The organism is Arthrobacter sp. BGA-UO-ETr-C19, assembly GCF_059568005.1.
The window spans coordinates 68,502-88,387 of the sequence record NZ_JCAQPC010000015.1 but is presented as its reverse complement, the minus strand read 5'-3'; the positions used below and the strand labels follow the sequence as shown (position 1 = coordinate 88,387).

The window sequence follows — 19,886 nt, the reverse complement described above, 5'->3', positions numbered from 1 at the left end:
CACAATGACCAAAAGCTTAAAGACCCGGAGCCGCGGCGGACTCCGCCCCGCCGAGCTGCGCGGAATCCTGACAAAAGGCCAGAACGGGGAAGGGCCGGTCCTGACATCGGCCTTTCCCGACCATGTGGCGCGATGGAGCAGTGGCGAACGGCTGAACCAGCTGTTTGAGGACCGCTGCGACACCTACGCCGAGCAGGGCCGCGCGGACCAGCTCGCGGTAGACGCCGAGGACACCATCCTTACCTACACGGAACTGGACCGGCGGGCCAACCAGCTGGCACGCTATTTGCTCGACTCCGGTGCGCGGCCAGGGGACCGCATAGCGCTGCTGTTCGATCAGCCCTCCTTCGCTTACGTCGCAATGCTTGGCGTACTTAAGATCCACGCGGCCTATATCCCCCTGGATGCCGGCTTCCCGCCGGACCGCCTCAAGTACATAGTCGAAGACGCCGACGTGACGACCGTCCTCTCCCTGTCGCATCTGCGGGACCTGCTGCCGGAAGTGGCCGCGCTGACAATCTGCCTGGACGACGTCCGCGACCACGTTGACGCCCAGAACCCCACCCGCCTCGATGAGGAATCCCTGCCGGGCGGGACGAAGGACGAGCTGGCCTACATTATTTACACGTCAGGATCGACGGGCAGGCCGAAAGGCGTTGCTATCGAACACGCGAGTATTTGCAACTTCGTGCGGGTCGCCTCTGCCCTCTACGGGATCGAGTCCACCGACCGCGTGTACCAAGGGATGACCATCGCCTTCGATTTCTCGGTTGAAGAAATCTGGGTTTCCTGGCTTGCCGGAGCCACCCTGGTGCCCAAGCCCGCCGGCTCCACCCTCCTGGGTGCCGATCTGGCCGCTTATCTGGTTGCCAAGCGGATCAGCGCACTGTGCTGCGTGCCCACCCTGCTGGCCACCATCGACGAGGACTTGCCCGAACTGCGCTTCCTGCTGGTCTCCGGCGAGGCGTGCCCGCGGGACCTGGTGACCCGCTGGCATATTCCCGGCCGCCGCTTCCTCAACGTCTACGGCCCGACGGAGGCGACCGTCACAGCCACTTGGGCGCTTGTGGACCCGGACGGCCCCGTCTCCCTGGGAGTCCCGCTTCCCACCTACTCCGCTGTCATCCTGGATCCTGCCGAAAGCCGCACTCGGCCGCAGGGGGAGTCCGGGGAGATCGGGCTGGCCGGCGTTGGCCTGGCGCGGGGATACGTCAACCGCCCGGACCTGACGGAGAAGGCCTTTGTTCCGGACTTCCTGGACATCAGCAACAACCCGTCGGGCAGGATCTACCGCACCGGTGATCTGGGCAGGATCAACAAGGACGGGGAGATCGAATACCTGGGCCGCATTGACACCCAGGTCAAGATCCGCGGCTACCGTATTGAACTCGCGGAGATCGAGACGTTCCTTTTACAGTTCCCAGGTATCGCCCAGGCAGTGGTGGACACTTTTGAACCGGAACCCGGGCTGGTAGAACTGGCCGCCTATTTCACACCGCGCCACGACGCCGGGAACATCAAAGCCCACGAGATTCATCAGATGCTCCGCACCAGGCTGCCCGGCTACATGGTGCCGGCCTACTACGAGCAACTCGACTCCATTCCGACGATGGCCAGCGGAAAGGCGGACCGGAAGCGGCTGCCGCGGCCGTCCGAGCGCTTCAGCCTGGCAGCCTCCGGAACGTACACAGCCCCGTCAACTCCGGCAGAACTCTCGCTGGCCGAGCACCTGGGCGCGATCCTCGGGCTTGAGCGGGTGTCCACCGAGGCGCACTTCTTCAACGACCTGGGGGCCAACTCCCTGCTGATGGCGCACTTTTGCGCCCGCGTCAGAAACACCACGGATCTCACACCCCCGGCCATGCAGGACGTCTACCAGAACCCCACTGTCCGCCAGCTTGCCGGTGTGCTCACCGCCACGGCACCCGCGGCGGAAAGCACCCCGCAGACGCCGGGGTACCCCACAGCAACAGAACCTGATCCTCCGCTACCCGGCACGTTCCAGTACGTCCTGTGCGGTGCCATCCAGCTGGCCATCTTCCTGGGCTACACCATGTACGCCTCGTGGCTGCTGGTCATCGGGTTCAGCTGGTCCACCACGGGAACAGACCTCCTCGACACGTGGCTGCGCTCTGTCGGCCTCGCCGGGACCATGTTCGTCGTGCTTTCCCTGACCCCCGTGGTCCTTAAATGGGTCCTGATCGGCCGCTGGAAGCCCCGGAAAATCCGGCTCTGGAGCCTGGATTACATCCGCTTCTGGATGGTGAAGACGCTGACACGGGCGAATCCGATGGTGTTCTTTGCCGGCTCACCGCTTTATACGCTGTACCTGCGCATGCTCGGGGCAAAGATCGGGAAGGGTGTGGTGATCTTCTCCAGGAACGTGCCGGCGTGCCCTGATTTGCTGACGGTAGGCGACCATACGGTCATCCACAAGAACTCCTTCTTCCTCTGCTACCAGGCCCGCCCGGGCGTCATCGAGACCGGACGCGTGACGCTGGGCAGCAACGTCCTGCTATCGGAGAACACCACACTCGACATCTGGACCGGGATGGGGAACGATACCCAGCTTGGCCACGCCTCGGCACTGCAGACGTCCATGTCCATCCCCGATGGCGAGGTGTGGCACGGATCCCCTCCGGTCCGGGCGAACGCCAACTACAGGCGCGTTCCCGACACGGAGTGCACCACCCGCCGAAAAATCATCTTCAGCCTGTTCCAATTGGTGAGCCGATTCGTCGTGGTGCTTCCGGCCGCTGTCCTTGGATTGAGCAATTTGCTGCCCCCATACCTTGACCCCGCAAACCTGCGGCTGGCGGACCCGAAATTTTTCCTCGACTTTGTGGCCGCCACGATGGTGCTGTTTCTTGCCGGCGTCATCGGCGGGATGATCTTCGTGCTCACTGTTCCGCGGTTCCTCAATCTCTTCCTCAAGCCAGACAAGGTTTACCCGCTCTACGGGATGCATTTTTCCATCCAGCGGATGGTCTCCCGAATTTCCAACGCCTCGCTGTATCTGAACATCTTCGGTGACAGCTCCTACATCGTGCACTACCTGCAGGCCCTGGGCTACGACCTGTGCAAAGTCGAGCAGACGGGATCGAACTTTGGCCCCGCCGTCGCCCACGAATCCCCGTTCCTGACCACCGTGGGAACCGGAACCATGGTTTCCGACGGCCTCAACATCATGAACGCCGACTTTTCCAGCACTTCGTTCCGCGTCTCCCGGGTGCGGATCGCTGGCCGCAACTTCCTGGGAAACCACCTCACGTTTCCGATCGGCGCGCGGGTGGGCGAGAACTGCCTTCTGGCCACGAAAGTGATGGTTCCCATCGACGGGCCGGTGCGGACCGACGTCGGGCTTTTGGGTTCACCCGCGTTCGAGATTCCCCGGTCCGTCCGGCGCGACGCCGAGTTCGACGAGCTCAAAACCGAGGAGGCCAAGAACAGGCTGCTCCCGGCCAAGAACCGGCACAACATCATGACGATGGTGCTGTTCCTGGCCGAGAACTGGTTCTGGGTGTTTGCCGCCACGCTTAGCGGCGCCGTCGCGGTGACCGCCCACGGGGTGATCGGCGTGCTGGCAGTCGCACTGTCCATGGTGGGCTTCCTGCTGTTCCGTGTACTGTTTTCCGCGCTGATTGAACATGCCGTCCTGGGGTTTCGGCCCCTGAAGCCAGAGTACTGTTCCATCTACGACCGCTACTTCTGGCACCACGAACGGCTATGGAAGCTGATGACCGCGGCACCTTTCAACGGGACGCCGTTCAAGTCAATGGTCTGGCGGCTGCTGGGCGTCAAGGTCGGCAAACGCGTTTACGACGCCGGCACCGGCATCCCGGAGAAATCACTCGTGACCATCGGCGATGATTGCGCCTTCAACGAGGGCTCCATCATGCAGGGGCATTCCCTCGAGGACGGAACCTTCAAGTCCGGCTACATCGTCCTGGGCGACAGGTGTTGCCTCGGTGTCGAAGCATTTGTCCACTACGGGGTGACGATGCGCAACGGCTCAACCGTAGGGGCCGACGCCTTCCTGATGAAAGGTGCCGAGGTCCCGGAGGACGCCGTGTTCGTGGGCAACCCGGCCCGGGACGTTACCCAGCCGCGGGGGACCGCGGTGCCCTTGCCGGCCTTGGCCGGCGGGCCCCGGCACAGGGCCGGTTCAGACAGGGCCGGTTCAGAACGGGCGCAAGGATCAGACAGGGTGCCGGCAGACCCGGCACACGCCGAGGGGCGCCGTGATCTTTCAGGATCCGTGCACCCCCGCCACCGGGGAAAGGCCGACGGATGGAGCGGCGCTGCGGCAGCCATGCGGGAAGACGGGCACCGGAGGTCACACGCCCGGTCTCATCGGCACCGCAGGACGGTGTCACGGTGACGGAAGTGTCAGTCCCATGGAAGCGCCGTCTTCCATCGCCGCAACCCGCCCGCCGCTGAGCCCGGCCACCGCCAAGCATCAGGAACCGGTACCGACGGTGGTTAGTCAGATGTATGAGACGACAACCGGCAGCATCATGCCGCCCCCGGGTCAGACGGATCCCGCAGCGAAGGTGCGGGCGGTTGTCACTGTCTATTTCCCGGGCGGTGAGCAGAACCTGCTCTACGTTGAGGTCGACGGGCAGTGGGTGGAATACGTAAAGTCCGCCCCGCCGTCGGGGTTTCCGACGCCGGAGCCTCCGGCGTCCTTCACCCCACCAAGCACGCCAGCCCAAACCCGCCAGGTCAGCGCTGACACCCGGTTCAACCCCGGCGACCAATCCGGCCCCGTCCACTGGGCCGGCTACACCTGCCACAGCCCCGAAGAAATTACCCGGGAACGCAAGCGCCGGGTCTATTACGACCCCGCCTCCAGGCCGGACCTGTTGATGACCGGGAACGGGGAGGCACCGGCCCTGCCCTTGCCGGTCCTGGAGCTTGCCGGGCACCTGGAGGACCCCGAACCGTGGCTCGATCCCGAGTCGGGGGACCGGTTCTCTTCCCTTCAGGCCAGTCATACCCTGAAGCTGCTCAGGTACGCCCCGCGAAAGCCGTTTACGGCTCCAGCTGTTTGGTAATACACTGCTCGTTCACACGGAGGTTTCAGTTTGGCGAATTAGCCTGAACGGGTCAGCCATCCTCAGCTTAGGAGATCGCAATGGCCGATGACGCAAGCACCATGGAGTTCGTCGGACGGGTCGCCATGAAGTGGCTCGAAGATTTTGCGGACAATCCCAAGCACGGAAGCTATATGGAAGCCGTGGCCGATCTGACCACCCTCATCCTCGGCGGCGCCGTTGAAGCGGCCGGACTCATGGGTGAGGAAGGCACCGGAATCCTTGGCTCCGGCATCACTGGCCGCCAGGACGAGCTGGAAGAAGAGGCCGGCTAGCAGCCCGAATGGCCGGATACAGCGCCGGTCCCGATCCGAACAGCCCCGTCAGAGCCGGTTCGCTCCGGTCACCCGCACCACCGCGGTGCCGGTCTCGTCCGAGGCGGCCAGATCCACCTCGGCGGAGATCCCCCAGTCATGGTTGCCGGCCGGATCATCGAAGATCTGCCGGACCTTCCAGACGCCCGGCTCCTCGGTAATGATGAGCAGGCCGGGCCCACGCGCGTCAGGGCCGGTGCCGATGTCCTCATGCTCGTCGAAGTAGTCGTCCAGGACCTCTTCCCAGCGGTCCGCATCCCAGCCGGCGTCGCCGTCGAGCTCGCCCAGCGCGGTGGCGTCCTCGTCGGCAAAAAGCTCGACGCGCCGGAACATTTCGTTCCGGACCATGACCCGGAACGCCCGGATGTTGGACGTGAGCGACGGCGGCGGGGGAGGGGGTGCGTCGTGGGGCGTCGGGGCGGCACCTGAGGTCAGTTCCTCCCACTCGTCCAACAGGCTCGAGTCCACCTGGCGCACCAGCTCGCCGAGCCAGGCGATCAGATCCTCGAGGTCCTCCCGAAGCGCATCCTGCGGCACGGTCTGCCGCAGTGCCTTGAAGCCGTCCGCCAGGTACCGCAGCACGATGCCCTCGGAACGGGCAAGGCCGTAGAACTGCACGAACTCGCCGAAGTTCATCGCGCGCTCGTACATGTCCCGGATGACCGACTTGGGAGCCAGTTCAAAATCCCCCACCCATGGGGCTGCCTTGCGGTACACCTCGAAGGCCTCGCCCAGGATTTCCGCGAGCGGCTGGGGATAGGTGACTTCGTCGAGCATGGCCATCCGCTGCTCATACTCGATGCCGTCGGCCTTCATGGCGGCCACGGCCTCGCCGCGTGCCTTCTTCTGCTGCGCAGAGAGGATCTGCCGCGGCTTCTCCAGCGTGGCTTCAATGACGGAGACGATGTCGACGGCGTAGGACGGCGATTCCGGATCCATCAGGTCCAGCGCGGCCAGGGCAAACGGGGAAAGCGGCTGGTTCAGGGCGAAGTTCGGCTGCAGGTGGACGGTCAGGCGCACCGTACGGCCATCTGCCCCCTGTTCGGCAGCCGGGATGCGCTCCACCACCTCGGCCGCGAGCAGTTCCCGGTAGATCCCCACGGCCTTCTTCATGAGCCGCAGCTGCGAAGGCCGGGTTTCGTGGTTCTCGGTGAGGAGCCGGCGCGCCGCGGCGAACGGGTCGCCCGGACGCTCCATGAGGTTCATGAGCATCGCGTGGGTCACGGTGAAGCTGGAGTTCAGCGGCTCGGGCACCGACTCCACCAGCCGGTTGTAGGTGGGCTGGCCCCAGGACACGAACCCCTCCGGCGGCTTCTTCTTCACCACCTGGCGCAGCTTACGCTGGTCATCACCGAACTTGGCCGTGGCCTTGGCCATCGCCTTGACGTTCTCCACCACGTGGTCGGGGGCCTGCACCACCACGGTGCCGGCCGTATCGTAGCCGGCCCGGCCGGCCCTTCCGGCAATCTGGTGGAACTCACGGGAGTTGAGCAGGCGGGTGCGTACGCCGTCGTACTTGCTCAGGGCGGTGAGCACGACGGTGCGTATGGGTACGTTGATTCCCACGCCCAGCGTGTCAGTGCCGCAGATGACCTTGAGCAGGCCGGCCTGGGCCAGCTGCTCCACGAGCCGGCGGTACTTGGGCAGCATGCCGGCGTGGTGCACGCCGATGCCGTGCCGGACCAGGCGGTTCAGGGTCTTGCCGAAGCCCGCCGCGAAGCGGAAGTTCGCAATGAGCTCGGCGATTTTGTCCTTCTCGTCGCGGGTGCACACGTTGATGCTCATGAGCGTCTGGGCACGCTCGATGGCTTCCGCCTGGCTGAAATGCACCACATAGACCGGCACCTCCTTGGTGCCCAGCAGTTCTTCGAGGGTCTCGTGGACCGGCGTCTCGCGGTAGTAGTAATGCAGCGGAATGGGGCGTTCGGCCGAGCTGACGGTGGTGGTCGGCCGTCCCGTGAGTTCGGTCATGCCTGCTTCGAATCGGCTGACGTCGCCCAGCGTTGCGGACATCAGGAGGAACTGTGCCTGCGGAAGTTCCAGCAGCGGAACCTGCCACGCCCAGCCGCGCTGCGGATCGGAGTAGAAGTGGAATTCGTCCATGATGACGGTGCCCAGGTCTGCGGCCGCTCCTTCGCGCAGGGCGGCGTTGGCCAGGATCTCGGCGGTGCAGCAGATGATCGGGGCGTCCTGGTTCACGCCGGAGTCGCCAGTGATCATGCCGACGTTCTCCGCCCCGAAGATCTCGCAGAGAGCGAAGAACTTCTCGGACACCAGGGCCTTGATGGGGGCCGTGTAGTAGCTACGCTCACCGCGCGCCATCGCCTGGAAGTGGGCGGCAACGGCAACGAGGGACTTGCCTGATCCTGTGGGCGTCGCGAGGATCACGTTGGCGCCGGAAGCCAGCTCCATGATGGCCTCGTCCTGGGCCGGGTAGAGCTGCAGGCCGCGGCTTTCGGTCCACTCCACGAAGCGCTCGTACAGCGTGTCCGGGTCCGCGCCGGTTCCGGTGGTGATCCGTGCGGACGGGGCGGGGAGCTGTTCAACGAGTTTCATTGCCTTCCAGCTTAGTGCCAGCGCGTCCCTGAACGGTTTCAGTCCGCCCGGCGCTAGGCTCGCTCTGCCAGGATAAAACTTCTGCGACCACGCTTCGACGAACAACCGGAGGCCATGTGTGGGATCCCGCCAAATACGTCCAGTTCGGGGACTACCGGCAGCGTCCGTTCTTTGACCTGACCGGCCGCGTCCTCGCCGACGCCCCGCGGCAGGTGGTGGACCTGGGCTGCGGTCCCGGCAACCTGACCGCCACGCTCGCGGCCCGCTGGCCTGACGCGCGGGTGGTGGGCCTGGACTCCTCCGCCGAGATGCTGGCCACGGCCGAACAGCACCGGCAGTCCGCGCCGGGACTGGAGTTCAGCCTCGGGGACATCGCCTCCTGGGCGCCCTCCGCGGACACCGACGTGGTGGTGAGCAACGCGGCGCTGCAATGGGTCCCCGGGCACACCGAACTGCTGGCCGGCTGGCTGAAGGCGCTGAAGCCGGGCGCGTGGTTCGCCCTCCAGGTGCCGGGCAACTTCACCTCCGCGTCCCATACCCTGATGCGCGACGTCGCCGATTCGCCGAAGTGGGCCGGGAAGCTTGCCGGCGTGCTGCGCCACGATGAGGCGGTGGCGAACCCCGCGCGCTACCTGGAGATCATGCTTGACGCCGGGTGCGCGGCCGACGCCTGGGAGACCACCTACCAGCAGGTGCTCACGGGCGAAAACGCGGTGCTGGATTGGGTGCGCGGCGCTGGCCTGCGGCCCGTGCTGGCTGCCCTGTCGCCCGACGATGCCGCCGGGTTCGAGGCCGAATACGGCGACCGGCTGGCCGAGGCCTATCCGGCCACGCCCCACGGCACGGTGTATCCGTTCCGCAGGATCTTCGCGGTGGCCCGCAAGCTTTAGGGCAGCCGCACCCGCCACGCGGGCAATGCCCTGCGCGGTCCCATGTGATCTGGCTTACAATGGCCAAGCGGTCATTGGGGGCCTGCCCGGGCTCCCGTACGCCTTGGCTGTGGAGGAGGCGCGGTGCTGATTCGCTTAATGCTCCGCCTCCTTGGCGAGCACCGGGCCACTGTCTGGGCGATCATCCTGCTGCAGGTGGTGCAGACGGCAGGAAACCTGCTGCTGCCGACGCTGAATGCCAGCATCATCGACGACGGGATCCTCGCCAACCAGCCCGGGGTGATCCTGGGGCTTGGCGGCTGGATGCTGGTGCTCACCGCCGTGCAGGCGGCGGCCGCCCTGGGTGCCGGGTTCCTCGGGGCCGACGTCGCCATGAAAATCGGCCACCGCCTCAGACGGGAGCTGTTCTCCCAGGTCCAGGCGATGTCGTCGCAGGAGGTCGGGACGTTCGGCACCGCCAGCCTCGTCACCAGGGCCACCAACGACGTCCAGCAAATCCAGACCTTCGCGGTCCTGGTCTTCACCATGCTCGCCGCCGCGCCCGTCATGGGAATCGGGGGAATCATCCTGGCCGTCCAGCAAAATGCGGCCCTGTCCTCCGTCGTGATCTTCATAGTCCCGGTGCTGGTGCTCATCATGTACCTGATCGTGCGCCGCCTCATCCCGCTCTACCGGCAGGGGCAGGCCCTCATCGACGGCATCACCCGGATCCTCCGCGAACAGATCATTGGCGCCAACGTCATCCGGGGCTTTGTCCGGCAGAAGCATGAGGTTGCCCGTTTCTCGGAAGCGAACCGGCGGCTCACCAGTAACAACCTCCAGTCCGCGCTCCTGGTTGCGGGCATGCTTCCGATGATCATGATCGTGGTGAACCTCTCCTCGGTGGCGGTGGTCTGGTTCGGTGGGCAACTGATCGCCAGCGGCAGCATGGAGGTGGGTGCCCTCACGGCCCTCATCGCCTACATCCTGCAGATCCTGCTGGCCATCATGATGGCCATGTACGTGTTCAGCACGGCACCGCGCGCGGCCGTCTGCGCCGAGCGGATCCAGGACGTGCTGGACGTGACCCCGGCACTGGCTGTGCCTCCTGCGCAGGAGCCCGCGGTGCGGGCCGCTGCGCCGGCAACCCGGGAATCAGCAGCCCGGGAACCGGCAACCCCGGACGGCGGGGGCGTGGAGTTCAGCCATGTCTGGTTCGCGTATCCCGGAGCCGAGTCCCCGGTCCTGGCCGATATTTCTTTTACTGCCGGGCCGGGCACCACCACGGCCATCATTGGTGCCACCGGCAGCGGCAAGACCACGCTCCTGAACCTCCTGCCGCGGTTCCTGAACGCCACGTCGGGTGAAATCCGGTTCGGGGGAGCCGACATTCGGAGTCTGCCCGCTGAACGGCTTCGGGAACGGATTTCGGTGGTGCCGCAGCACTCCTATCTCTTCTCAGGAACTGTGGCAGGAAACCTGCGGATGGCCGCGCCGGCGGCCACTGAGGACGATCTGTGGAAGGCACTGCGGTTGGCGCAGGCTGACGACTTCGTCCGCTTGCTCCCGGACGGCCTTCATGCCGCCGTCGCCCAGGGCGGGGCCGGGCTGTCGGGCGGGCAGCGGCAGCGCCTCTGCATTGCCCGCGCGATGCTCCGCACCGCGGACCTTTACCTCTTCGACGACAGTTTTTCCGCCCTCGACTATGCCACCGAGGCCGCCGTCACACGGGCGCTGGAGCCGGTGTTGGCAGCAGCAACGGTGCTCATGGTGGCTGAACGCATCCCGACCATCATGGGTGCGGACCAGATCCTGGTCCTCGAGGAAGGCCGGCTGGTGGCCCACGGAACCCACGCAGAACTGCTGGGCTCATCGCGCACCTACCGGGAGATCGCCGAGTCGCAGCTGGCCCTCGATGAGCAGCCATGAGAACCGGGCAGCCATGAGAGTCCCGCAGCCATGAAGGGCACGCACGCCGCCGAACGCAAAACCGGCAGTTTCCTGCCGGCGGCCACACGCCTCCTGGGCCTGCTGCGCCCGTTCAAGGGCAGGATGGCCCTGGCCGTCGCCGCGACCTGCGGCTTCGCCGCCCTCAATGTGGCGGCTCCGAAGCTCCTTGGTGACGCCACCGACGTCATCGTCGACGGGTTCATGCATGGCACGTTCGACGTCGGGAGGCTATCCGCGCTGCTCGCCACGGTGTCGCTGATGTACGTCGGCACCTCCATCTTCAATTGGATCCAGGGCGCCCTGACCGCCCAGACAGTGCAGAGGCTTGTTTTTGGCCTTCGCGCCGCCGTCGAGGACAAACTGCACCGGCTGCCGTCCGCGCACTTCCATGAGCAGGCCAGGGGCGATGTCCTCAGCAGGGCCACCAACGACGTCGACAACATCTCGCAGTCGCTCAATCAGCTGCTCACGCAGCTGATCATGTCCGTTCTGATGCTGTGCGGTTCGCTGGCCATGATGCTGTGGATCTCCCCGCTGCTGGCGGCCATCGCCCTGGTGTCCGTGCCCGTGTCCACGCTTATAACGGTGTTCATGGCGCGCCAGTCCCAGGCCTATTTCTCCGCCCAATGGGCATCCACGGGGGAGCTGAACGCCCACATCGAGGAATTCATCACCGGACACGAGGTGATCAAGGCGTTTGGGCAGCAGGACACGGTGGCGGCCGTCTTCGGCCGCGGCAACGACCGGCTGGCCCGCAGCAGCGCGCGCGCCCAATTCGTCTCCGGAGCCGTGCAGCCGCTCATGGTCTTCGTCGCCAACCTCAACTACGTGGCGGTGGCCATCGTGGGCGCCCTGCAGGTGGCGGCTGGCGCCATGACGATCGGCGGCATCCAGGCGTTCATCCAGTTCAGCCGACTCTTCACCCAGCCGATGGGCCAGATTGGCGGCATGCTTACCCTCATGCAATCCTGCGCGGCCTCGGCGGAACGGGTCTTCGCCCTCCTGGACGAGCCGGAGATTCCCCGCGAGGACGGGGTTCCGGCCAGCCAGGAATCCCTGCGCGGCCGGATCGAATTCGAGGACGTCACCTTCGCGTACACCCCGGGGGCCCCGGCCGTCAGCGGGCTGACCTTTTCCGTCCTCCCGGGCCAGACCGTGGCCATCGTGGGCCACACGGGTGCGGGCAAGACGACGGTGGTGAACCTCCTTATGCGCTTCTACGAACTGGATTCGGGCCGCATCACGATCGAAGGCACGGATATCGCCACAGTGCCCACCGACTCACTCCGGTCCAACTTCGCGGTGGTTATGCAGGACGTCTGGCTGTTCAACGGCACCATCCGCGACAACATCGAATACGGATCTCCGGGGGCGGACGATGCCCGGATCCTGGATGCGGCGGAGGCCAGCCACGTGGACCACTTCGTGCGGTCGCTGCCCGCCGGCTATGGCACGGTCCTGGGAGACGAGGGTGATTCGCTGAGCCAGGGCCAGCGGCAACTGATCACCATTGCGCGGGCCCGGCTCGCCGACCGCAGCGTCCTGATCCTGGACGAGGCAACAAGTTCCGTTGACACCCGCACGGAGGTCCAGATCAAGCTCGCAATGAACAAGCTGCGCCAGGGCAAGACGAGCTTCATCATTGCCCACAGGTTGTCCACGGTGCGCGACGCTGATCTAATTCTCGTCATGGATCACGGACGCATTGTTGAACAGGGGACGCACAGCAGCCTGCTGTCCGTGGACGGCCATTACCGGCGCTTGTATGAGGCCCAGTTCCGCGGGGTGGACCGCGAACTCGGCGCCATCCGCCGGCACCGCGGCAGGCACGCCGCCGGCCAGCAGCGCTACCGGGAGTCCGGCCTGTGACCGCCGGCGATGCCTTTCCGGGGCGGTGGAAGCCGAACACCGGCAGCTCCGTGGCCCTCTTTGAGCAGCTGCGGCTCCACGTGATCGAACAGGCGGACCAGGGAAAGCTTGCCCCGGGCACGCGGCTGCCGGCAGTGCGGGCGCTCGCCGGAACCCTCGGGGTGGCACCCCACACGGTGGCACGGGCGTACAAGGAACTCGAGGCTGCGGGCGTCGTCGCCACCAAGGGCCGCAACGGGACCGTGATTTGCGCCCGTGACGAGCGTTGGGGGGCTTTGTCCGAGGCCGCCGCCGATTATGCCGCAGCAGCCAAATCGCAGGGCGCCACGTTCGCCCAGGCGGTCCACCTCCTGGCAGCTGCCTACGACGCTGAGTAGCGAAGGTGGCGTAGCACACTCGCGTGGATATTCGAAGAAGTTTTCGACTAGCATTAGTGGGTGCCTAAAGCCGTAGCTGAAGAAACCGCTGTTGCCCCCTCCGCCGTCGTCCCCCTGAGCCCCGCCAAACCGGCGCGCCCGGACCTGTCCCGGCTGGTGGTCAAGGGCGCCCGCGAGCACAACCTCCGCAACGTCGACCTCGACCTGCCGCGCGACGCCATGATCGTCTTCACGGGCCTGTCCGGCTCCGGAAAATCGTCCCTGGCCTTCGACACCATCTTCGCCGAAGGCCAGCGCCGCTACGTCGAGTCGCTCTCCGCCTACGCCCGGCAGTTCCTGGGCCAGGTGGACAAGCCCGACGTCGACTTCATCGAGGGCCTGTCGCCCGCGGTCTCGATCGACCAGAAGTCCACGAGCAAGAATCCGCGCTCCACCGTGGGCACCATCACCGAAATTTACGACTACATGCGTCTCCTGTGGGCGCGCGTGGGCCGTCCGCACTGCCCCGTCTGCGGTGAACCCGTCATCAAGCAGACGCCGCAGCAGATCGTGGACCAACTGCTCGAACTGGAGGACGGCACCCGTTTCCAGATCCTCGCTCCGGTGGTGCGCGGGCGCAAGGGTGAGTTCGTCGACCTCTTCAAGGAATTGACGGCGAAGGGCTATTCCCGCGCCCGGGTCGACGGCGACCTCGTCCAGCTGAGCGATCCGCCCAAGCTGGGCAAACAGTTCAAGCACACCATTGAGGTGGTGGTAGACCGGCTCGTGGTCAAGGAAGGCATCCGGCAGCGCCTGACGGACTCCATCGAGACTGCGCTTGGCCTCGCTGAGGGGCGCGTCCTGGCCGACTTCGTCGACCTGGAATCCGACGACCCCCACCGCACGCGTGCCTTCTCGGAAAACCTCGCCTGCCCCAACGAGCATCCGCTGGCCATCGATGAGATTGAGCCCAGGTCCTTCTCGTTCAACAACCCCTTCGGCGCCTGCTCGGCCTGCAGCGGCATCGGCACCCGGCTGGAAGTCGACGAGGACCTGATCATTCCCAACCCGGAGCTCGCGCTGGAGGACGGAGCCATCGCGCCGTGGTCCCTGGGCACCGCCACCACCGAGTACTGGAACCGTTTGCTCGGCGGGCTCGCCAAGGAGCTCGGGTTCTCCATGACCACGCCGTGGCAGGACCTCCCGTCCGACGTCCGGCAGACCGTCCTGCACGGCAAGGACCACAAGGTTGTGGTCCAGTACCGCAACCGGTTCGGCAGGGAGCGCAAGTACAGCACCGGCTTCGAAGGCGTGGTGCAGTACGTGCACCGCAAGCACACCGAAACCGAGTCTGACTACGCCAGGGACCGCTACGAGGAATACATGCGGCAGATCCCCTGCCCGGCCTGCGACGGCGCGCGGCTGAACCCGGCGTCGCTCTCGGTTCTCATCAACGGCAAGTCCATTGCCGACGTCGCGCGGCTGCCCATGCGCGAATGCGCAGCATTCCTGGACAACCTCGTGCTGACCGGCCGTGAGGCGCAGATCGCCCACCAGGTCCTCAAGGAGATCCAGGCCCGACTGACCTTCCTGCTGGACGTGGGCCTGGAATACCTGAACCTGGAGCGCCCTTCCGGAACCCTCTCCGGCGGCGAGGCGCAGCGCATCAGGCTGGCCACCCAGATCGGCTCCGGCCTCGTGGGCGTCCTGTACGTCCTGGACGAGCCCTCCATCGGGCTGCACCAGCGGGACAACCGGCGCCTGATTGAGACCCTGACCCGGCTGCGGGACCTCGGCAACACCCTCATTGTGGTCGAGCACGACGAGGACACCATCCATGAGGCGGACTGGATCGTGGATATCGGCCCGGGAGCCGGCGAGCACGGCGGGCAGGTGGTCCACTCGGGGTCCTACCAGGAACTCCTGGAGAACACGAAGTCCCTGACCGGGGACTACCTCTCCGGCCGGAAGAGCATCGACGTCCCCAAGAAGCGGCGCAAGTACGACAAGAAGCGCGAACTCAAGGTGGTCGGCGCCCGCGAGAACAATCTCGTCAACGTTGATGCCGCCTTCCCCCTGGGCCTGTTCACGGCCGTGACCGGCGTCAGCGGCTCCGGCAAGTCCACCCTGGTCAACGAGATCCTGTACAAGGTGCTGGCCAACAAGCTCAACGGCGCCAAGCAGGTGGCCGGACGCCACCGCACTGTCCAGGGCCTCGAGCACCTGGACAAGGTGGTGCACGTGGACCAGAGCCCCATCGGCCGTACCCCGCGGTCCAACCCGGCAACGTACACCGGCGTGTTCGACCACATCCGGAAGCTCTTCGCCGAGACCACCGAAGCCAAGGTCCGCGGTTACATGCCCGGCCGGTTCTCCTTCAATGTCAAGGGCGGCCGGTGCGAGGCCTGCTCCGGTGACGGCACGCTCAAGATCGAGATGAACTTCCTGCCGGACGTCTACGTTCCGTGCGAGGTCTGCCACGGCGCGCGGTACAACCGCGAGACCCTCGAGGTGCACTACAAGGGCAAGACCATCGCCGACGTCCTGAACATGCCCATCGAGGAGGGAGCCGAGTTCTTCGCGGCGTTCTCCCCGATTGCGCGCCACCTCAAGACGCTCGTGGACGTGGGCCTCGGATACGTCCGGCTGGGCCAGCCCGCCACCACGCTGTCCGGCGGCGAGGCGCAGCGCGTCAAGCTGGCGGCCGAGCTCCAGAAGCGGTCCAACGGCCGCAGCGTCTACGTCCTCGACGAGCCCACCACGGGGCTTCACTTCGAGGACATCCGGAAGCTGCTCATGGTGCTGCAGGGCCTCGTGGAGAAGGGCAACACGGTTATCACCATCGAGCACAACCTCGACGTCATCAAGAGCGCCGACTGGATCGTGGACCTGGGCCCTGACGGAGGCTCCGGCGGCGGCCGGATCGTGGCCTCCGGCACCCCCGAACAGGTCTCCAAGTCCTCGGAAAGCCACACCGCAAAGTTCCTGGCCGAGATCCTCGGCTAGCCGCCCACGCCACGACGCCAAGCTCGAACGCAACCACTACGACGCCAAACCACCACGAGCACAAACCAGCACCGCGGCCCGCCAGACGAAACTGGCGGGCCGCCGTCGTCCTCCCTCCGGCTGGAGTTTTTGTACAGATAATGGGCGCTAAACGCCTGGGAAGTCACGATACGTGTACAAAAACTCCTCTCGGGGGGCGGAAGTATTCCTCGGAAGGCATGCGAGTTTGAGCAGGCGTTGCATCATGAGAAACTAAGCCGGTGACTTCAACAACAGTGCCCGTGATCTTCGACCTGGACGGCACTCTTGTCGATCCGGCCGGCGGGATAACAGACGGAATTGCCGCGGCCCTCACGGAACATGGCCTGGCTGTCCCAAGCCAGGACCTTCTGGACGCGATGGTGGGCCCCAAGCTCAGCGACTCCCTGCTGAACGTCGCGGCCGTTCCACCGGCCATGCTTAAGGCGGTCATCCGGACCTACCGCATGCATTACCTTGACGTCGGCATTTCCCAGAGCCGCCTGTACCCGGGCATCGTTGACCTGCTGGACGGCTATGTCGCGGCGGGGCGGCCCGTAGCGGTGGCGACGCAAAAGCCGCAAGCCCTTGCGCACATCGTGCTTGAACACCACAAAATCGCCCGCCGCTTCCTCACCATCAAGGGGTCAGCCGCGGACGAGACCGCATCTGCGGCGGGTCCGGTCGGCAAGGCCGGCATCATCGCCGCTGCCATGACAGGCCTCGGCACGCAGCATGCTGTGATGGTGGGTGACCGTGCGCAGGACGTGGCCGGGGCATTGGCCAACGGACTCGACTGCATCGGCGTCAGCTGGGGTTTTGCGCCCGACGGCGAACTCGAGGCCGCTGGAGCTGTGGCGGTGGTGCACGACACCGCCGGCCTGCGCGCCAAGGTCGAGGAGCTGGAGAACGTCCGTGCCGCAGCCCTGAGCGAGGTGCGCAACGATGGAGCTGTTTGACGGCGTCCGCTGGACGACGCGGACCCTAATCTCCGGTACCTGCAGGCCAACCGTCATCGGGCTGGAGAACGTGCCCAAGGACGGTCCCTTCATTGTGGCGCCCAACCACCTTTCCTTTCTGGACAGCGTGATTGTCCAGGCACTCATGCCGCGTCCCGTCGCTTTCTTTGCCAAGGCGGAGTACTTCACCACCAAGGGCATCAAGGGCCGCGTGATGAAGTCCTTCTTCGAGGCAGTCGGCTCCATTCCGGTCGAACGCGGGGAACAGGCTGCGAGCGTGCAGGCCCTCAGGACACTCCTGGACATCCTCGAGGACGGCAGGGGCATCGGCATCTACCCCGAGGGCACCCGGTCCCGCGACGGAATCCTGTACCGCGGCAGGACCGGCGTCGGCTGGCTGGCCCTCACCACAGGCGCCCCGGTCATCCCGGTGGGACTCATCGGCACGGAGAAGCTGCAGCCCGCTGGCCGCAATGCAGTCAAGCCCCAGCACTTCATCATGAAGGTGGGGGAGCCGATCTACTTCGACAAGACCGGGCCGGACCATTCCCTCCCCGCCCGGCGCCAGGTGACCGACAAGATCATGGACGCCATCGCCGAGCTCAGCGGCCAGGAGCGGTCCACCAGCTACAACCAGAGCAAGGTCATCGAGTAGGCACCTCCCTCGCAGCGGCCGGCAGCTCCTTCAACATGGCCGGCGGCATTCGGCAGCCCCTTAGCTCAGTAGACTGGAAGCGTGGCAGATCCATCGAGTTATAGACCCCAGACGGGTGAGATTCCGACCAATCCGGGTGTTTACAGGTTCAGGGATCCCCACGGGCGGGTCATCTACGTCGGCAAGGCCAAGAACCTCCGGTCGCGCCTGAACTCGTACTTCGCGAACCCGGCCGGGCTGCTGCCCAAGACGCACGCCATGGTGTACGCGGCCAGCAGTGTCGAGTGGACCGTGGTGGGCAGCGAGCTGGAATCCCTGCAGCTGGAATACACCTGGATCAAGGAATTCAAGCCGCGCTTTAACGTGGTTTTCCGGGACGACAAGACGTATCCGTACCTCGCCGTCACCATGGGCGAGAAGCTGCCCCGTGTGCAGGTCATGCGCGGCGAGCGGCGGAAGGGCACCCGGTACTTCGGGCCCTACACGGCCGGTGCCATCCGGGAAACCATGGACACCCTGCTGCGGGTCTTTCCGGTGCGGAGCTGCAGCGCGGGTGTGCTGAAGCGGGCCCAGGCCAGCGGCCGGCCCTGCCTGCTGGGCTACATCGACAAATGCTCGGCCCCCTGCGTCGGCCGCGTCACCCCTGAGGAACACCGCGCCCTGGCTGAGGACTTCTGCGCCTTCATGGGAGGCGAGGCCAAGCGGTTCATCGCCCGGCTCGAAAAGGAGATGGGGGCCGCCGTCGCCATCCTCGACTACGAACGCGCCGCCCGGCTGCGCGACGACATCACCGCTCTCCGGAAGGTCTTCGAGCGGAACGCCGTGGTGCTCGCTGAAGACACTGACGCCGACGTTTTCGCCCTGCACGAGGATGAGCTGGAGGCGGCCGTCCAGGTCTTCCATGTCCGGGGCGGACGGGTCCGCGGCCAGCGCGGCTGGGTGGTCGAAAAGGTGGAGGACTTCACCACCCCCGACCTCGTCGAACATCTCCTCCAGCAGGTCTACGGCGAGGACGCCGAGGTCCAGGGCAGGCTTCCCCGCGAGGTGCTGGTGCCTGTTGAGCCGAGCAATGCGCAGGACCTGGCCGTGTGGCTGGCGGGCATCCGCGGAGCCAAGGTGGACATCCGCGTTCCGCAGCGCGGTGACAAAGCCGCCCTCATGTCCACGGTCCGCGAAAATGCCGAGCACGCGCTCCGGCTCCACAAGACCCGGCGGGCCGGCGACCTGACCGTCCGCTCCCAGGCGCTGCAGGAACTACAGGAAGCACTGGAGCTCCCCGTCCCGCTGCTGCGCATCGAGTGCTACGACGTCTCCCACGTCCAGGGCACCAACGTGGTGGCCTCCATGGTGGTAGTGGAGGACGGGCTGCCCAAGAAGTCCGACTACCGCAAGTTCTCCATCACCGGGGCCGCGGCCACGGACGACACCGCTGCGATGCACGACGTCCTGACGCGGCGCTTCCGGCACTACCTCGTGGACAAAACGGCCCAGGTTGAAGCCGCCGAACTGGTCGCCGCGCCGGCGGCCGCGACTGCCGGCTCCAACGGGGCGGCGCTGGCCAACGAAGCGGGCCCGGCCAATGGGACGGAACCAGGAGCCGCCGGGACAGGAGCCGCCGCGCTGTCCGACACCACCACGCCGGGCCCGCGGGCAAAATTCGCCTACCCGCCCAACCTTGTTGTGGTGGACGGCGGCAAGCCCCAGGTCAACGCGGCTGCCCGCGCCCTTGAAGCGCTGGGCATCGACGACGTCTACGTCGTCGGGCTCGCCAAGCGGCTCGAGGAGGTCTGGCTGCCGGACAGCGACTTTCCGGTCATCCTGCCCCGCTCCTCGCAGGGCCTCTACATGCTGCAGCGCATCCGCGACGAGGCCCACCGGTTCGCCATCTCCTTCCACCGGCAAAAGCGCGGCAAGGCGATGACCGTCTCAGCCCTCGACGGCGTACCCGGGCTGGGCGATTCCAAGCGGAAGGCCTTGCTCGCCCACTTTGGCTCCGTCAAGAAGATCAAGGCGGCATCGGCGGAGGAACTGACCGCTGCCAAGGGTGTTGGGCCGGCGCTGGCCGCGGCCATCGTCACGCACTTCAGTCCGGGCGGCGCCGGCGGCGACTCGGACGACACCGTTCCGGCGATCAACATGACCACCGGGGAAGTGCTGGAAACTTAGCCCGCGCCCGGAAACTTGGTTAGGGTAAGTACGGGAAATCGGCGTGTGCCGCAAACAGCAACCGCGCAGAAA

General features: G+C 65.9%; 12 protein-coding genes. 11 read left to right on the top strand and 1 reads right to left on the bottom strand.

Going from position 1 to position 19,886, the window contains the following annotated elements; all coding sequences use genetic code 11:
- Positions 1–4 precede the first annotated feature (4 nt).
- The 3 genes from AC57BR_RS07665 to AC57BR_RS07655 all read left to right on the top strand — a co-directional run bounded on the left by AC57BR_RS07665 (position 5) and on the right by AC57BR_RS07655 (position 5,371).
- Positions 5–4,381: a Pls/PosA family non-ribosomal peptide synthetase gene (locus AC57BR_RS07665; protein ID WP_496359173.1), complete on the top strand. Its 4,377-nt coding sequence runs from the start codon at positions 5–7 to the stop codon at positions 4,379–4,381.
- Between the two features lie 16 nt (positions 4,382–4,397).
- Positions 4,398–5,057, top strand: coding sequence for a hypothetical protein (locus AC57BR_RS07660; RefSeq protein WP_496359172.1), 660 nt, complete (start codon positions 4,398–4,400; stop codon positions 5,055–5,057).
- A gap of 80 nt (positions 5,058–5,137) precedes the next feature.
- On the top strand, positions 5,138–5,371 hold the full coding sequence (locus AC57BR_RS07655; RefSeq protein WP_496359171.1) for a hypothetical protein: 234 nt from the start codon (positions 5,138–5,140) through the stop codon (positions 5,369–5,371).
- A gap of 48 nt (positions 5,372–5,419) precedes the next feature.
- Here AC57BR_RS07655 and AC57BR_RS07650 read toward each other — a convergent pair whose 3' ends face one another.
- Positions 5,420–7,966 carry a DEAD/DEAH box helicase gene (locus AC57BR_RS07650; RefSeq protein ID WP_496359170.1) on the bottom strand — a complete coding sequence of 849 codons (2,547 nt, stop codon included), beginning with the start codon at positions 7,964–7,966 and terminating at the stop codon, positions 5,420–5,422.
- A gap of 116 nt (positions 7,967–8,082) precedes the next feature.
- Here AC57BR_RS07650 and AC57BR_RS07645 point away from each other — a divergent pair, with 116 nt between their 5' ends.
- From AC57BR_RS07645 to uvrC, 8 genes are all read left to right on the top strand, one after another.
- On the top strand, positions 8,083–8,856 hold the full coding sequence (locus tag AC57BR_RS07645; protein WP_496359169.1) for a trans-aconitate 2-methyltransferase: 774 nt from the start codon (positions 8,083–8,085) through the stop codon (positions 8,854–8,856).
- A gap of 123 nt (positions 8,857–8,979) precedes the next feature.
- A complete protein-coding gene (locus AC57BR_RS07640; RefSeq protein WP_496359168.1) occupies positions 8,980–10,764 on the top strand; it encodes an ABC transporter ATP-binding protein in 1,785 nt (594 codons plus the stop codon).
- Positions 10,765–10,794: 30 nt separating this feature from the next.
- On the top strand, positions 10,795–12,654 hold the full coding sequence (locus AC57BR_RS07635; RefSeq protein ID WP_496359167.1) for an ABC transporter ATP-binding protein: 1,860 nt from the start codon (positions 10,795–10,797) through the stop codon (positions 12,652–12,654).
- Positions 12,651–13,031 (top strand): GntR family transcriptional regulator, encoded by a 381-nt coding sequence (locus AC57BR_RS07630; protein ID WP_496359166.1) that lies wholly within the window; start codon positions 12,651–12,653, stop codon positions 13,029–13,031. Before AC57BR_RS07635 ends, AC57BR_RS07630 begins: the two co-directional genes overlap by 4 nt.
- A gap of 60 nt (positions 13,032–13,091) precedes the next feature.
- Positions 13,092–16,016, top strand: coding sequence for an excinuclease ABC subunit UvrA (gene uvrA, locus AC57BR_RS07625; RefSeq protein WP_496359165.1), 2,925 nt, complete (start codon positions 13,092–13,094; stop codon positions 16,014–16,016).
- 260 nt (positions 16,017–16,276) lie between these two features.
- Positions 16,277–16,993: an HAD hydrolase-like protein gene (locus AC57BR_RS07620; RefSeq protein ID WP_496359164.1), complete on the top strand. Its 717-nt coding sequence runs from the start codon at positions 16,277–16,279 to the stop codon at positions 16,991–16,993.
- Positions 16,980–17,648 carry a lysophospholipid acyltransferase family protein gene (locus AC57BR_RS07615; RefSeq protein ID WP_496359163.1) on the top strand — a complete coding sequence of 223 codons (669 nt, stop codon included), beginning with the start codon at positions 16,980–16,982 and terminating at the stop codon, positions 17,646–17,648. Before AC57BR_RS07620 ends, AC57BR_RS07615 begins: the two co-directional genes overlap by 14 nt.
- An 81-nt stretch (positions 17,649–17,729) precedes the next feature.
- On the top strand, positions 17,730–19,814 hold the full coding sequence (uvrC, locus tag AC57BR_RS07610; RefSeq protein WP_496359162.1) for an excinuclease ABC subunit UvrC: 2,085 nt from the start codon (positions 17,730–17,732) through the stop codon (positions 19,812–19,814).
- The last annotated feature ends 72 nt before the right edge of the window (positions 19,815–19,886 follow it).

Coding starts and splice junctions, on each gene's coding strand:
- AC57BR_RS07655 (WP_496359171.1), top strand. CDS start 5,138: ATGGCCGATGACGCAAGCACCATGGAGTTCGTCGGACGGGTCGCCATG.
- AC57BR_RS07635 (WP_496359167.1), top strand. CDS start 10,795: ATGAAGGGCACGCACGCCGCCGAACGCAAAACCGGCAGTTTCCTGCCG.
- AC57BR_RS07615 (WP_496359163.1), top strand. CDS start 16,980: ATGGAGCTGTTTGACGGCGTCCGCTGGACGACGCGGACCCTAATCTCC.
- AC57BR_RS07665 (WP_496359173.1), top strand. CDS start 5: ATGACCAAAAGCTTAAAGACCCGGAGCCGCGGCGGACTCCGCCCCGCC.
- AC57BR_RS07660 (WP_496359172.1), top strand. CDS start 4,398: ATGGAAGCGCCGTCTTCCATCGCCGCAACCCGCCCGCCGCTGAGCCCG.
- AC57BR_RS07650 (WP_496359170.1), bottom strand. CDS start 7,966: ATGAAACTCGTTGAACAGCTCCCCGCCCCGTCCGCACGGATCACCACC.